Raw genomic sequence first — 15914 nt, 5'->3', positions numbered from 1 at the left:
TCCTTTCAACTTAAATGGATTCACCTATGTCACAGACTATCCCTGTTGATGTTTTGATTCTTGGTGGAGGGATTCAGGGAGTAACCCTGATGAGACAGCTGATACCAGAGTATTCGGTGATACTGGTCGATGACGAGTTGGGTGATGCCGAATCTCTGCATTTCCACGGTTACTTCTCCTCTGGTTGGAACGCCGCGAACCCCCAAGCTGCTGAGATTTATAGGACAGCCGCGCAGCATTGGCACAAAGAACTTGCTAATGGCGGTGTGAATAGTCGAATAACAGATTTCCATGCTGCGCTGACTCCAGACTTTCTAAAGACAGTTGAAGGTAACTGGGCTGGAGCGGCTATTCCCTCAGAGGAGGTGGAATTGCCGGAGATCTTTGATCCGGACGGTTTACCACCAAATCGCAGGTTCAGATTTCCTGATGATCTTGTTTTCGATGGAGCCGCAGCCTACCTCAGTGTCAGCGAGCCCATGAGAAAACATATTTATAGTGGACGGCTGGCATCATTTCAGCTCGCGGGCTCAGCTATTGAACAGGTAGCCCTGGATATCGGTGGCCGCTCTTGCGAAGTAAGGCCAGAGCTTGTGATTTCTGCCTGCGGTGCGGGCAATGCAGAGGTGATTCGGCAGTTGGGTGTGGCGGAAGAGCAGGTACAAAATGCGCAGCTAGTACGGCCTCTGCATATGCTTTTGGCTCGCGGTCCCAATATTCCCCCGGTTTCAGCTTTCTTGATCGACTTGATAGTGTTGTACCACCCGCTGGAAGGTGGGGAGGGGCTCTGGATTCTTACACTTAACCCAGAAGTTCCCAAGTTCAAAGCGGGTGTTGTCGATATGCGCATCCCACCAGAAATAGAGAATGATTTACTTTGTGCATCTTTTAAGCGCCTTTCCAGTGCGATGGTGGCCTTTGAGGCCTGGGCGCAGGGCTGCCAGTGGTCGGTATATGCAGGCTGGAAAACTGATGCACCAGGGCCAGATGGTGATCTGTTGGTGCAGTTGGAGTATCCCACTCCGTATCAACTGGACGATTTTGGTCTGCAAAACTTCCTTGCAGTGTGGCCAAACCATTGGGGATTGGCCGCTAACGTCGCTGAAGATGCTGGGAAGTGGGTGCGTACCAAGCTCAAAAGCTGCCACCCCCAGCCGGGCGCCGACAGTGGATTACCCCCAGGCCCGGGGATCGGCCACCCGATAGAGAATAGGTGGCAGAGCCAGGAGCTTAATTGGCAATCCTGGGAAGACTTCGCCCGAAAAGTGGGTTACCACGACTGATTATTAACACCTCGAATGAGTAAACCAGTGTAACTTCTCTGCGCTGGTGGATATTGGTACCCTGCTCTCTAGGGAAAATAAACAACATGCAATGAAACTGTCGCTTGCAACTGTAAGTTTTTTCTGTATCTTAAAAACAAATGTAACCGGTTACATTTTCTGAAAGGGTTCTTGGAAGAAGTACAAGGCCTGAGTATGGAGGCAAGGTATTTGGCCGGGTAGAAACCCAAAACAATAAGAACCTGGTTGCCAGAGGCAGCTATATGGGAAGTGGTATGGGAAAAAAAATAAGAATGGGTATGGTTGGTGGTGGAGAGGGTGCCTTTATTGGCGCAGTCCACCGTATGGCTGCTTCCCTTGACGGTGAAATAGAGCTGGTGGCGGGATGTTTTAGCAGTAATCCCGAGCGTGGCCGTAGCAGCGGAGAGAAGTTGGGCCTTAACCCCGAGCGCGTTTACCAGAGTTATGAGCAGATGTTTCTGGAGGAATCCCAGCGTGCTGTTGATGAGCGCATAGAGTTTGTTTCCGTGGTAACACCCAATGATTTACATCTACCAGTCTCTATTGCTGCACTGCGGGCGGGGTTTCATGTTCTTTCCGATAAGCCGGCCGCTTCCACTCTTGAGGAAACTCTTGCGCTCAAAAACGAGGTCGTGCGGAGTGGCCATCTCTACGGTTTGACTCATACCTATGCAGCTTATCCTCTTGTGACGCAGGCCAGGGCAATCTTAGCCAGGGGGGAGCTTGGGCAAGTCCGCCGGGTAACTGTTGCCTATCCACAAGGCTGGTTGGCATTGGCTGGTGACTCCAGCGGAAGTAAACAAGCCAGTTGGCGAACAGATCCCACACGCTCCGGAGAAAGTGGCTGTTTTGCCGATATTGGTACCCACGCTCACCACCTGGTCGAATTTTTTACCGGTCAGCGTATCTCTGAGGTCTGTGCGGACTTGCAGTCGGTAGTCGACAAAAGGGCGCTGGATGATGATGGCGCGGCGCTATTTAAATTAGATCAGGGTGCGCGCGGCACCCTTACAGCCAGCCAAGTCTGTGGTGGGGAAGGGAATAACCTGAATATCAGTGTTTATTGCGAACATGGCTCACTGTTCTGGGAGCAGGAATCTCCTAACCAATTGCAGTTAAAGCGTAGGGGTCAGCCAGTGGCCTTTTTGAAGGCTGGTGCTGACTGTGAATATCTGGATGACGATGTCCGAGCTCTTTGCCGTACCCCGCAGGGGCATCCCGAAGGTTATATAGAGGCCTTTGCGAATATTTACCGCGACTTTGCAGCCCAGGTTCGATGCCGCCGGCAAGAACTGCCCATTAAAAATAGTTCTGTCGTTGGGAATATTGATGCGGGTGTCCGAGCTATGGCATTTGTACGCGGTGCATTAGAAAGCAGTCGCGCGAACTCTTCTTGGGTGTCTCTGGCACCGTATTGGGAATAGACAGCTGAATCGTACCGATTCATTTTCAAACAAGTTAGGAACCTCTGGCAGGGTGGAAGTCCGGCAGTTAGTACGGCACAGGGAGGTGTCGATGTCGGCCCAGTGCCAGTCCACTTTTGAAAAGGCAGCACTGTGTTTTTTCAAAAGGAGCAAACGGATCACCCAGGAAGGATTGATTGGTTGCAGAGGTAAATAAGTACAGCAGTAAAAAGGATAAGAATAAATGAAGGCACCCAGAATTCAGGGGCCCGGAATATTTCTCGCCCAGTTCCTCCCTCCGAGCGATCAACCAGCTTCGCTGGAGTCTATGGCCCGCTGGGCATCGGATCTGGGTTACAAAGGCATTCAGGTTCCCACTTGGGACAAGCGCATCTTTGATCTCGAGCTGGCCAGCGATAGTCAGGCTTACTGTGACGATATTCTGGGGGTCTGTGAGAAGGCGGGGGTGGAAATCTCAGAACTGTCCACGCATTTGCAGGGCCAGCTGGTTGCAGCGCATCCCGCGTATAAAGAGATGCTGGATATTTTTTCCCCGGAGGAAGTGCGAGGCAACTTGCCAGCCCGTGCCGAGTGGGCAAGCAATCAACTGATGTTGGCTGCTCGGGCCAGTGCGAACCTAAAGCTAAAGTCTCATGCTACATTTTCTGGCGCACTACTTTGGCATACTTTTTATCCCTGGCCCCAGCGCCCGGCAATGCTGGTTGAAGAAGGTTTTCGCGAATTGGGTCGGCTGTGGCGCCCCATATTGGATGCGTTTGACAGTGCTGGGGTTGATGTTTGTTATGAACTCCACCCCGGTGAAGATCTGCACGATGGGCTGACTTTTGAACGTTTTCTCTACGAAGTGGAGGACCATCCAAGAGCGAATATTCTCTATGACCCCAGTCACCTGCTTTTGCAGCAGATGGACTACCTGGCTTTTATCGACATCTATCACGAACGAATCAAGGCGTTTCACGTGAAAGATGCTGAATTCAATCCGAGTGGTAGGGCTGGAGTTTATGGTGGGTATGCTCCCTGGATTGAAAGACCTGGCCGTTTTCGTTCCCTGGGCGATGGTCAGGTGGACTTCCGCGGGATTTTCAGCCGCTTGACCCAATACGGTTACGATCGCTGGGCAGTACTTGAATGGGAGTGTTGTATTAAGGATCAACAGCAGGGGGCCAGTGAGGGTGCACCATTTATTCAGGATCACCTGATTACTGTGGCAGGGAAGGCCTTTGATGATTTTGCTGGTGCAGAAACAGATCGCGCGCGAAATCGTCGGATTTTGGGGTTGGATTAAATTTTGCCAAACCAAGTGAACAATTAATAACAATAAATCATGCGGAGACTGGATAGATGAGTACGATGATAACGCCCCAGAACAAGAGAATATTCTTGGTGGGTAATCTCTCCATTTTTATGATTGGCTTGGGCATGGCTGTGCGGACGGTGATAGCCACTAACTTGCAGGAAGATATCTATAACCATATAGACCTAGCTAACTCCACCACTATGCTCGGTGAAGCAATTGGTATTACCTTTGCTGGATTTGCTTTCACACTTCTATTTGGAAGCGCACTTGTGGACTTGGTCGGCATCAAGCGAATGTTGATGCTCTCATCTATAGGTTATGTATTGGGCAGTTTGCTTATTATTGCGGCATCTATGGTGACTCCAGGGGAGGGGGTAGAGAGTCTGGTTCTAGCTGGCCTGTTACTGACAGGCTTGGGCTGGGGTGCCGTGGAGGCAGCCAGTAATCCTATGGTTGCTGCAGTCGACCCAGATAATAAAACGCAACGTTTAAACGTACTACATGCCTGGTGGCCTGCGGGCATTGTGGTTGGAGGATTACTGGGGTTGTCAATCTCTGCCCTCGAGCTTCCCTGGCAGTTGAACCTTGTCGTGTTGGCACTGCCGGCTGTTGTTATGGCCTGGCTTGTGGCTAAAACAGATTTCCCAGTTACTGAACGGGTTTCTTCCGGTATCAGTTATGGCGAAATGTTTAAAGAGGTATTCAAGCAGCCGATGTTTATCCTGCTGTGGGTGTGTATGTGGCTGACCGCCGCAACCGAGCTGGCCCCTGGGCAGTGGGTAGACCTGACCCTATCCCGAGTAGTTGGCATGAAGGGTATCCTTATCCTTGTTTATGTCAGTATGTTGATGTTTGTGATGCGCCACTTTGCAGGACAGTTGGCAAAGAAACTGTCTCCTATCGGACTTCTATGGTTAAGCAGTCTCCTTGCCGCAATTGGGCTCTATTGCCTGGGTATGGCTAGGACGCCAGTAACTGCATTTTTGGCAGCGACTGTCTGGGGCATTGGTGTTTGTTATATGTGGCCCACTATGCTGGCCACAGTCTCCGAGCGTTTTGTGCGCGGAGGGGCATTGTTTCTGGGGTTGCTGGGTTTTGCCGGTGGTATGTCTATCCAATTTGTTCTGCCAAAGCTTGGAGCTATTTTTGACAATGCCAAGATTGAGGCAGCGGGGGGCTTGGAGGCCTTTGAAAAGCTGAGTGGGGATGAGTTGGATGCGGTATTGGCAACCGCTTCTGTAGAGTCATTCCAGTCTTTGGCAGTAGTCCCACTTATCCTGCTCCCTATTTTTGCCTTTATTTGGCTGTGGGATCGAAGGCAAACAGCCAATAAAACGGAAGCAGCAGTTACGGGTAACCAGTAGATGATATCCGTCTGTGCGAAAATAACCCCCTACTAATAAGAAATTAGCAGGAAACTATGTCAAATATTCGCGAAGTTGCACGTCGCTCCGGTGTATCGGTCGCGACCGTATCCCGGGCGTTAAAAGATCCGCAGATGGTTTCTCCGCGAACCAGAGAGCGGGTGCTTAAAGCCGTGGAGGAGGCCGGATACCGGCCGAACCTCCTTGCGCGGAACTTCAGTTCGGGAAAGTCATTCGCAGTGATGGTATTAGTTCCCAATATAGCCAATCCATTCTTTTCCCGGGTCATTCGCGGAATTGAGAAAGCGGCGCAGGATCAAGGCTATTCGGTGCTGCTGGGGGATACAAAAGGGGATTCCACCAATGAACAATTTTATGCAGGTATGGCGTTAACCAACCAAGCGGACGGTGTTATCCAGCTTGGTAGTCGTTATCCGTTTGCAGAGAAGGATGCGAACCTGGCTGCATCTGTTCCGTTGGTGAATGCCTGTGAGCGCATAGTAGAAGATGATCGGTATCCGGTGGTGGAGTTGGATAACCATGGCGCGGCACAGGAGGTTGCGCGTCACTTGATGGCGATGGGGCACCGCCGCATCGGGGTTATTACCGGGCCCTCGCAAAGCCCCATAGTCCGAGACAGACTGTCTGGGTTTTCTGATGCACTAAAAAAACGTGGGTTAGGACTTGATCCTGAAATGGTTGTTCATGGGGAATTCACTATGACATCTGGACAGGAAGGCGCAGAGACTTTGCTATCTACTCCCCGTCGGCCAACTGCCATTTTTTGTATGAACGATGAGATGGCTATTGGTGCAGTGCATCAGGTGAAGAGGATGGGCCTCAGGGTGCCGGAAGATGTGTCTGTTACCGGGTTCGATAATATTGAATTCTCCCAATTTACAGATCCGCCTTTGACCACGATTAACCAGCCCGCGGAGGAGTTAGGCCGCTACGCAATGGAAACGCTGCGATTGATTATCGATGGTAAGCCATTGAAATCCAGCCGGACTATTTTGCCATTTGAGCTAGTGGAGCGGGAAAGCACAGCCTCTTGTCGGGACAACTGAGAACTGCAGGCTCCCAAGGACCGTTGCCCTGAAAAGCATGGCACTGATTAGATAACAGCCAATAGGTGTGGAGATAATAATGATGAAAAACTTTACTAAAACCAGATCAAAAATATCCGTAGCGATTGCAGCAGCAGTGATGCTGGGTGCTGCAGGTTGCGAGCGGGTGCCCGAGTCGAGCATCCAACAAGCGGATGGAGAGTGGCGTTACCTGTTTGATGGTGAGACATTACAGGGTTGGACTGGAACAAATGGCTCGCAGATTGGGGGTGCCTGGCAGGTTGTTAATGGCAATCTGGTATTGACCGCGGGAGGGGCTGGGGACCTGGTAACCGCTGAGCAGTTTGCAGATTTTGAATTGCAGCTGGAGTGGAAAATTTCTGAGGGCGGTAACAGCGGCATTATTTATCGCGTCGCTGATGGAGATGCACCAGTTTGGATGAGTGGCATGGAATACCAGGTGTTGGACAATGCCGCGTTTCCCAATCTGGAAAAGCCAAGCCACAGCGCCGGCTCAGTATTTGATATGTATGCGCCCAGTGAAGAGAGCGTTAAGCCTGCGGGAGAGTTTAATCAAACTCGTATTCGTGTAGAGAACGGCAAGGTAGAACATTGGTTAAATGGCAACAAGATTGTTAGCTACGAGCTTTGGTCAGAAGATTGGGGCAAGCGTTTGGCGGGCAGCAAGTTCTCAAATTATCCAGATTTTGCGCGGTCTGAAAGTGGCTATATCGCTTTGCAGGACCATGGCGATAAAGTCTGGTATCGCAATATAAAAATCCGGGAGCTATAAGCTAATGGGTATTTCAGGAATCAGTCTCTGGCAAATCCTGATAGTACTGGTGCTTGCAGTTTTATTGTTTGGCAGCGGCAAGATTCGCCGTTTGGGCGAAGATCTGGGGGGAGCAATCAGTGGCTTTCGCCGTTCTTTGCAAGGAAACCGGGAGGGTAGCGCTTCAACCGATAACCCCTCGAAACCCATTGCAGAGTTTTCCCAAATAGGAGAGCGGTAATGACTATCAATAGAAGGCGGTTTTTGGCAAATAGCACAAGGCTGGCAGCTTTGGGACTGGCTACCCCTTTTATGGGGTTTGTCGGTCGTAGCCACAGCGCGGGAAGTGAAAGCTTTTTTAAGATTTCCTTAGCTCAGTGGTCCCTGCATCGGCAACTGCGAAGTGGTGCTCTCAAGGTTCTGGACTTTCCGGTTAAAACGCGCAAAGTCTTTGGAATTGGAGCGGTTGAGTATGTAAATCAGTTCTTTAAAGATCAGGCAAAGGACTTGAAGTTTCTCACCGCAATGAAGGCTAGGGCAGAAGACCATAATGTTCGCAGTCTGTTAATTATGGTTGATGGAGAGGGCGACCTGGGTGATCCCGATAAAGGCAAGAGAAAGCAGGCGATAGAGAAACATTACAAATGGATCGAAGCGGCTAAACATCTCGATTGTCATTCTGTACGAGTAAATGCCGCAGGACAGGGGAGTCGCGAAGAGGTGGCTAAAGCATCTGTTGAGGGGCTGCGCGCGCTTTCGGAATTCGCCCAGGATTTTAATATTAACGTGATTGTTGAGAACCATGGTGGCTACTCATCTAACGGGGAGTGGCTGTCACACGTCCTTCACCGTGTAGATATGCCCAATTGTGGCAGTTTGCCGGACTTTGGAAACTTCGGAGATTACGATCGCTATTTGGGAGTTCAGCAACTTATGCCCTTTGCCCAGGGTATCAGTGCCAAAAGCTTTGAGTTCGATTCAGCGGGAAGTGAAATCAACACGGACTTTGCTCGAATGTTACGGATCATTCGCGATGCGGGTTATCGGGGTTATGTTGGGATTGAATTTGAAGGGCCGGGAGATGAGGACCACGGAATTATGGCAACAAAACAGTTGCTAGAACATCTTGGTAGGAAGATGGAGGTGTCCACGTAATTAAATGAAAATAATTGATAAAATTTACTTACAGATGTAACCGGTTACATATTTTTAATTTTACCTAACCTGAAAATATGTACTTTAATGTCTGCTTTCTTCAAGAAACCAGTCTTTAACACCGATAAATTAAAAATTCAGACTTGATAGTTGTTCATCCAAACAGAAAAATATTCTAATAATGTAACCGGTTACAGAAAAATGTTCCCTATTGATGGAATTTAGCCAGTCAGAAGAAAAATAAAAGGTCATGCAGGAGAGATGTTATGGCGAGTGAAGATATTGAGAATAAAGAGTACGACGCCTTAATAGTCGGCTCTGGTGCAGGCGGCGGCATGGCTGCCTATGTGCTGGCCACAGCAGGTTTAAAGGTACTTTTGCTGGAAGCGGGGCGGTCCTATGACCCGGTCAAGGAAACCCCTATGTTTAATCTGCCCAAAGACGCCCCCCTGCGCGGTGGTAGCACGCCGGAAAAACCATTCGGTTTTTACGATGCGACAGTGGATGGTGGCTGGCAGGTGCCAGGCGAGCCCTATACCCAGGGATCCCGGGAGAGAGGCCGGCGTTTCGACTGGTGGCGAGCGCGTATGCTAGGTGGCCGCACGAACCACTGGGGGCGTATTTCGCTGCGCATGGGGGAATACGACTTTAAGCCGTACTCAAGGGATGGACTCGGTTTTGACTGGCCTATCAGCTATCAAGATCTGGCTCCGTACTACGATAAAACCGAGATGCTCATTGGTGTCTACGGCACCAATGAGGGATTGGAAAATACCCCGGATTCTTCCGACGGCGTATTATTGCCGCCCCCCAACCCTCGAGCTTACGAGCTGTTGGCGAAAAAGGCTTGTGACAAGTTGGGTATCCCCGTGATCCCTTCACACTTGGCCATTCTCAGTGAGCGCCTCGACCATGAAAATATTCCGCAGAAACTGTTCCCCGATAACAAGCTTGCCCAGGATGTAACCCGTGAATCGATGAAATCCCGTGCTGCCTGTTTTTGGGCCACACCCTGTGGTCGCGGTTGTTCCATTAAGGCGAACTTCCAGTCCACCACAGTACTGCTGCCGCCTGCGTTGGCCACAGGCAACCTTGACATCATAACTGACGCAATGGTGCGCGAAGTTACCGTTGATAAGAAAGGCAAAGCCAACGGGGTTGTTTACATTGATAAAAACACCCGTCAGGAAAAGTTTGCCAGTGCCCGCGCAGTTGTCGTCGCGGCCAGTGCCGCCGAGACATCACGCATTCTTCTCAATTCAAAAAGCACTTTATTCCCAGACGGTCTCGCCAACGGCAGTGGTGTTGTAGGCAAATACCTGATGGATACTGTGGGCGCGGGAGTAGGTGGCCAGATTCCAGCCCTGGAAAACATGCCCGCTCATAACGAAGATGGCGCGTCGGCAATGCATATGTATATGCCCTGGTGGCTGTACAAAGAGCAGTTGCGCGGAGACTTGGATTTTGCTCGGGGTTATCACATTGAATTCGGTGGTGGCCGCAGTATGCCTGGAGCTGGTGCCTTCGGCGGTATGGGTGATTTCACCGAAGGTGCCTACGGTAAGGATTTAAAAGAGGCCTGCCGACGTTATTACGGTTCCTTTGTCTGGTTCGACGGTCGTGGGGAAATGATCCCCAATGATGACAGCTACTGTGAAATTGATAAGGACCAGGTCGACCAGTGGGGTATCCCAGTTCTGAAATTCCACTGGAAATGGAGTGACCAGGAACTTAATCAGGCTGCCCACATGCACAAAACCTTTGCCGAAATTATCGAAGGTATGGGCGGCAATGTGACCACAACCGTACAGACCGATGGTGCCAAGGCAATTATCAACGGTGGTGCCATCATTCATGAGGTCGGCACCGCGCGCATGGGCTCCAACCCAAAAGATTCTGTGCTCAACCCTTACTGCCAGTCCTGGGAGGTTCCCAACCTCTTCCTAACTGACGGCGCCCCCTTTGTTTCTAATGCCGATAAAAACCCAACCCTGACCATTATGGCCCTGGCTTGGCGTACCTGTGACTACATCGTGGACCAATTCAAGAAGAGGAATATCTGATGAGCGAGGAAAAAACCAACCTTGGTCGCCGTAATGCCCTGCGTTTGATTGCCACCACCGCCGCTGCAGTTCCGGTAATTGGCTGCTCTAAGAAAGTTGCTGAAAAGGTTGTAGTGAGGGAGGACAAACCTACGGCAAAACCTGCAGTTAAAAACCTGGATGCTCCGAAACAAACGCTAGCCAGGGGGACGCCCACGGATCCAGATCTTCTTAATCCAGTTGTGCCTTGGGAAATGCAGCTAGATGAGAATGAATTAGCGGTACTGGCTGCGCTCTGTGATGTCATTATTCCCGCGGATGCAATTTCCCCGAGCGCCTCTTCTGTTGGTGCTCAGCATTACATCAATGAATACGTGAGTGCGCCTTATTCCAATAATAAAGCAGATCTTGTCACGATTCGCGGTGGGATTGTCTGGCTCGAGGGAGAGTCCAGGCGCAGATTTCAAGGCGCATTTGTCGAGTTGAATGAATCTCAAAAAACGGCCATCTGTGAGGACATCAAATGGACTCGCACCGCGAAGCCAGAATACCAGGCCGGTGCGCGTTTCTTTGCCAAAGTGAGGGTTCTCGCATCTACCGCTTTCTATACCACCGAGGAAGGTATGGCGGATATCGGCTATGTGGGTAACAGACCCATGGCCAGCTTCCCTGGAGCACCGCCTGAAGTACTAAAGCGACTTGGCCTGGATAGCTGATGGCGGTACATGGCCTTAACCCCTAGGGAAGGGGGCTCATTAAAATAAGCCAGGGACAGGCAGACCTAAAACCCGGGCTTATTCCGAGAGCTTGGTATGTGGATATGCCGAGTTAAGAGGGTGTACGGAAAGCTCGAGAATTATAATAAAAGAGATGCTCAGCAATGAAAGAGAAAACCCTTTATACAAATCGTAGGACGGAACTATTACGCACATCTGCCAGCGCACTGGTGTTATTTAGTGTTGTTGGTATGGCGCAAGCACAGAATACGGAACAAGCAAAAGAGGAGAGCTTGGTTCTCGAAGAAGTAGAGGTGATGGGTATTCGCCAGAGTATGGAGAAAAACCTCGATGTGAAGCGTTTTTCTAATGCTGTGGTGGATTCAATTACCGCTGAGGATATTGGCAAGTTCCCCGATAAAAACGTAGCCGATGCCTTGCAGCGAGTGCCGGGAGTTTCTATTGTCCGTAGTGGTGGCGAAGGTGAGGAAGTGAGTATCCGCGGTACCGCTCCGGAGCTAACTTTTACTCAGCTTAACGGTAACTATATTGCTACTCCGGGAGATGAGCCATCACGCTCACTAGATTATTCTTTGTTGCCAGCAACAATGATTGCTCGTACAGATGTTTATAAGAGCCCTGAGGCAAAGCTGGATGAAGGCGGAATCGGCGGGACTGTCATTTTGCACACCCGCAAACCTCTGGATCTAGATGCGGGGGAGGGCATGCTATCAGTTGAGACAACCTATGCGGATGTCACTGAAAAGTATGAACCACAATACACAGGTTTTTACTCATGGAAAAATGATCAGGAAACCTTTGGTGTGTTAGTGGGTTATTCCAAGCAGGATCGTCAGAACCGGGTGATTAGCACCACTACAGAAAATTGGGGATGGCAAGGTGATGAAAAGCCGCACGATGGCGTAGAGGCCAGGGGGGCTATGGTAGATATCGACGGTAATGAGTACCGAGATTTCTATGCACCCAGAGCAGTAGTAGGTAGTGTCTTTGAGGAGGAGCGTACCCGAGAGGGAATTCAGCTCAGTGCCCAGTGGCGTCCGGTTGAGCAACTTGAGCTTGGTGTCAATTATTTTCGCTTTGAACAGGGTGGTAATTCGGAGAATTATCGTATTGTTTTTCCTGAGTGGAACTACGGTAATGCAATTGCTCCCGGTAGCCTTAAATTTGATGAAGATGGCGATACCTTACTCGGTATTGGTATGCTGGATAGAGGGCAGGCAGAATTGCAGTCTCCTCAGGTAGCCGGTGACTACACGCGAGCAGAGTATGTATCAGATACCTTGGACTTTAATGCTATTTACCAGGGGGATGGCTATAGCGTGCGAATGGTTGTGGGCAGCACAAGTGCGGAAGGCGGCCCTTCCGAGAAATTGTTTGCCTCAGTAAACTCTCGCTATGGCACTGTGACTGACTGGAGCTGGGATCTAAGCAGTGGTACAGCAGAGATTGATACCAGTGCCGATCTGGGAGATCCCAATACTTACCCCTTATACGACTGGTTCTCTTCTCATTGGACCAGCAGTGAGGATGATGAAAACTATTACCAGCTAGATGTTTCTATTGATATGGATTACGGCTGGCTGACTTCCCTTGATGTAGGACTTAAATACCGCGATCACGAAATTAATCGTAGGATCACCAAACAATCCTGGGACGACGATAACCTACCGTGCCCTACTATTAATTGGGGCGAAGTTGAGGGGGCCTGTTATCCCTGGTGGCCGGATGATTCTTTCCACACTGACCCTAATGGCGTTCCGGATACGATTGATATCCTTTCCAGTGGCCCACTCGACAATATTATTGGTGGCGTAAAAGTGCCCAACTTTGCCTACCTGGAGCTCGAGAAGCTAAAAGAGTTTCTCTATGAGACTTATGGTGATCCTACAGTTATCGTAGAGCGGGACCAGGATTATCGTATCGGTGAGGAAGTTACTGCAGCCTATGTACAGCAGAATTTTGCCTCTGCCACTTTGCGCGGTAATTTTGGTGTTCGCGCGGTAAAAACCAAACAATATGCCCGCACTTATGACAATATTGACGGGGTTTTGCAAGATGAGCCCAATATTCGCGATAGCAGTAACACCGATTTTCTGCCAAGCGCCAATATCGCTTGGGATATTAACGATGATTTGGTAATGCGTGCAGCCCTCGCAAGGGTTGTTGCCCGAGTGAATTATGATGACCTCGGTGGCTCTGAATCCATACACGCTCCATTGCCAGGAGCGACTGTGAGAGATGGATTTGCGGGGAACTCCGAATTAGAACCCTATAAGGCAGATCAGTTTGATTTAGGCTTGGAGTGGTACTTTGACGATGCTTCCGCAATGGGAGTGACCTTGTTCAGGAAGGATATTGCATCATTCGTAATTAATGGCAGCTCCCTGGTTACCAGGGAAATCGATGGTGACACTTGGAATGTCAACATGTCGATGCCTGTTAATGGCACCGATGCCACCGCCCAGGGTGCCGAGCTGTTTGTGCAATATGCCTTTGATAACGGTTTTGGGGTTTTAGCCAACTACACCTATACGGATACCGAACTGGCCAACCTCGACCTCGAAAGCGGTGAAACAATCAAAACAGAAATTGCGGGTACTTCTAAAGATCAATACAACCTATCGGTGTACTACGAGAATGACCTTTTCAGTGTGAGAGCTTCCTACAATTATCGCAGCGCCTATGCGGATGGCTATAGCAACGGCGTGAATACATTTACTGATGAGTATGATCAACTTGATGTAAATGCTTCTTATAGTTTGATGGAAAATCTTACTCTCACTGCCTCCATTATTAATCTCACCGAAGAGAAGGTGGATAGGTATTGGGGCGAGGAAAACAGGGTCTTGGGTTCCTCCTACTCAGGCCGCCGCGCCTACATGGGGCTGACTTACAGCTTCTGATCTCGCCATAACTACGGCGCACAGATACATTACTGTATCTGTGCGCTTTCCATTTGAGATAAATCATCGTGATCAGCAAAAGAAAATTCCTGAAATATTCCTTCCTGGGCACTGCTGGTGCTCTGGCAACATCTTCAGTGGCAGCTATGGCAAGGCGTTATACGAAGAAGGGAAAAAAGCCGGTAGTCATATCAACCTGGAACCATGGGGGCCCTGCCAATGAGGCAGCTTGGCAGGTTCTCACTGAGGGTGGCAGGGCTTTGGATGCCGTTGAGGCCGGTGCGCGAGTGCCGGAAGGTGATCCTGAGGTAACCAGCGTTGGCTATGGTGGTTTTCCCGATCGCGATGGTGTAGTGACTCTTGATGCCTGCATTATGGACGACAAACAAGATTGTGGTTCAGTGGCTTTTTTACAGGGTATCAAGCATCCCATCTCGGTTGCGCGAAAGGTGATGGAGGAAACTCCACATGTGATGTTGGTTGGAGAGGGTGCGCAACGTTTTGCCGTTGAACAGGGATTTGAAATTGAGAACCTGCTAACCCCGAAAGCCGAAGCCGCCTGGCGTGAGTGGAAGCGCGAGTCCCGTTACCAGCCGGTAATCAACATTGAAAACCACGATACTATCGGCATCTTAGCCTTGGATCAGGATGGCAATCTTTCAGGTGCTTGTACTACCAGCGGCGCTGCTTTCAAGATGCATGGGAGGGTAGGGGACTCACCAATTATTGGCGCCGGGCTCTATGTCGACAATGAAGTCGGTGCGGCTACCGCCACCGGCATGGGTGAGCTAATGATCAAAACTGTCGGTTGCCATCAAGTGGTGGAGCTGATGCGTCATGGCTATACACCGGAAGAAGCCTGTCGTGAGGCGGTGGAGCGTATTGCACGCAAGCTTGGGGACTATAAGAAGTTCCAGGTGGGTTTCCTGGCTTTAGATAAAGCCGGCAATTATGGTGCTCACTGTATTCACCCGGGTTTTAATTATGCGGTGCGTGATGTGGATGGTGCACGAATGATTGACTCAGAAAGTAAGTTAGGATGACTCTTTGAAATAAGCTGCCTATATTAACTTCGTTCTGATTTGCCGGTCATTTCTTGCGGCAGAAAAATCCAAACTATAGCTGGGTGCTGTAAATCACTGGCTATTAAAGCTAGTAATAATGGCTCTCAGAAAGCTGGTCGCTCATCAATGTGATACTAAAACTTAGAGGATTTTTCTTGGTAGGCTTTTGGGTGATATTGGAACTAGTCAAGCCGAGTTCTTAAACCTGTTACTAAACAAGGCAAATAGTATCCTGCCCAAGGTATAGTATTTATGTACTTTTGTACTTCTTAATTCATATTTTTATTAAGCGATCGTTATTTAAGCTTTAGGCTTATGATGCCTCGCCCCTCTATGCCCCTTTAATTGGTTTTAGTACCTAGTTGCATTTGACATCTGCTAGCTTTTTATGGGCTATGAGTAAGGTGTGAAGAAAGTTCCATTCTTTCTATTGGGAGTAAAAGCAACACTGACATCGTATGCCTAATTGCATCTTTCGCGTAGTTTCAAGTAAACGCATGGTCTGCATCTTGATGGCTACTCTTTAGCAGGAAAGAGCTTGGATAAATTTGTAGTTGGAAGGGTAGTGCTAGTTAAGCTGAATTTTCAGTTGAAGTTGTTAACTTATTGACATGGAGGGCTTCCAAAGTGAAGCCATAACAGCGAAAATGATGGGAGGTGTTTGGTGGTGCAAAACGATAATTTTGACGTTGCCGTGTAGAATGCGTACCCACGTTATTACTTCGGCTAAGAGTTAGATGGTGCGAGCATACAGCTTAGGGAAAGCTTAGTTTAGGTGCTGAATA

12 protein-coding genes are annotated in these 15914 nt (G+C 49.6%); all 12 read left to right on the top strand.

The genetic code is table 11. From position 1 onward, the window contains the following. The first annotated feature begins 26 nt into the window (after positions 1-26). The 12 genes from ABWV76_RS13445 to ABWV76_RS13390 all read left to right on the top strand — a co-directional run bounded on the left by ABWV76_RS13445 (position 27) and on the right by ABWV76_RS13390 (position 15108). Positions 27-1283, top strand: coding sequence for an FAD-dependent oxidoreductase (locus ABWV76_RS13445; RefSeq protein ID WP_353376227.1), 1257 nt, complete (start codon positions 27-29; stop codon positions 1281-1283). Between the two features lie 275 nt (positions 1284-1558). Beyond that, the gene (locus ABWV76_RS13440) at positions 1559-2728 is read left to right on the top strand and encodes a Gfo/Idh/MocA family protein (protein WP_353376226.1); all 1170 of its coding nucleotides are present in this window, start codon (positions 1559-1561) and stop codon (positions 2726-2728) included. Positions 2729-2951: 223 nt separating this feature from the next. Then, complete coding sequence (locus tag ABWV76_RS13435) at positions 2952-4013, top strand: sugar phosphate isomerase/epimerase family protein (RefSeq protein ID WP_282953429.1); 1062 nt, start codon at positions 2952-2954, stop codon at positions 4011-4013. Between the two features lie 56 nt (positions 4014-4069). Further along, the gene (locus tag ABWV76_RS13430) at positions 4070-5389 is read left to right on the top strand and encodes an MFS transporter (protein WP_353376225.1); all 1320 of its coding nucleotides are present in this window, start codon (positions 4070-4072) and stop codon (positions 5387-5389) included. A gap of 56 nt (positions 5390-5445) precedes the next feature. After that, entirely contained in the window at positions 5446-6456 is a 1011-nt protein-coding gene (locus tag ABWV76_RS13425) for a LacI family DNA-binding transcriptional regulator (protein WP_020412853.1), read from the top strand. Positions 6457-6535: 79 nt separating this feature from the next. Next, positions 6536-7249 carry a 3-keto-disaccharide hydrolase gene (locus ABWV76_RS13420; protein ID WP_353376224.1) on the top strand — a complete coding sequence of 238 codons (714 nt, stop codon included), beginning with the start codon at positions 6536-6538 and terminating at the stop codon, positions 7247-7249. A 4-nt stretch (positions 7250-7253) separates the two neighbouring features. Next, complete coding sequence (locus tag ABWV76_RS13415; protein WP_020412851.1) at positions 7254-7469, top strand: twin-arginine translocase TatA/TatE family subunit; 216 nt, start codon at positions 7254-7256, stop codon at positions 7467-7469. After that, positions 7469-8383, top strand: a complete 915-nt coding sequence (locus ABWV76_RS13410; protein WP_353376223.1) for a sugar phosphate isomerase/epimerase family protein — start codon at positions 7469-7471, stop codon at positions 8381-8383. The genes ABWV76_RS13415 and ABWV76_RS13410 overlap by 1 nt, the downstream gene beginning before the upstream one ends. A 266-nt stretch (positions 8384-8649) precedes the next feature. After that, the gene (locus ABWV76_RS13405; protein WP_282953435.1) at positions 8650-10446 is read left to right on the top strand and encodes a GMC oxidoreductase; all 1797 of its coding nucleotides are present in this window, start codon (positions 8650-8652) and stop codon (positions 10444-10446) included. Continuing rightward, positions 10446-11141, top strand: coding sequence for a gluconate 2-dehydrogenase subunit 3 family protein (locus ABWV76_RS13400; RefSeq protein WP_353376222.1), 696 nt, complete (start codon positions 10446-10448; stop codon positions 11139-11141). The genes ABWV76_RS13405 and ABWV76_RS13400 overlap by 1 nt, the downstream gene beginning before the upstream one ends. Before the next feature lie 164 nt (positions 11142-11305). Beyond that, positions 11306-14065, top strand: coding sequence for a TonB-dependent receptor (locus tag ABWV76_RS13395; RefSeq protein ID WP_353376221.1), 2760 nt, complete (start codon positions 11306-11308; stop codon positions 14063-14065). Between the two features lie 68 nt (positions 14066-14133). Next, a complete protein-coding gene (locus tag ABWV76_RS13390) occupies positions 14134-15108 on the top strand; it encodes an isoaspartyl peptidase/L-asparaginase family protein (RefSeq protein ID WP_353376220.1) in 975 nt (324 codons plus the stop codon). The last annotated feature ends 806 nt before the right edge of the window (positions 15109-15914 follow it).

The sequence above is a fragment of the Microbulbifer sp. NBRC 101763 genome, from assembly GCF_040371615.1.
Classification (GTDB): Bacteria; Pseudomonadota; Gammaproteobacteria; order Pseudomonadales; family Cellvibrionaceae; genus Microbulbifer; species Microbulbifer variabilis.
Note: the sequence above shows the minus strand (reverse complement) of the source record. Positions and strands in the feature narration are given on the sequence as shown.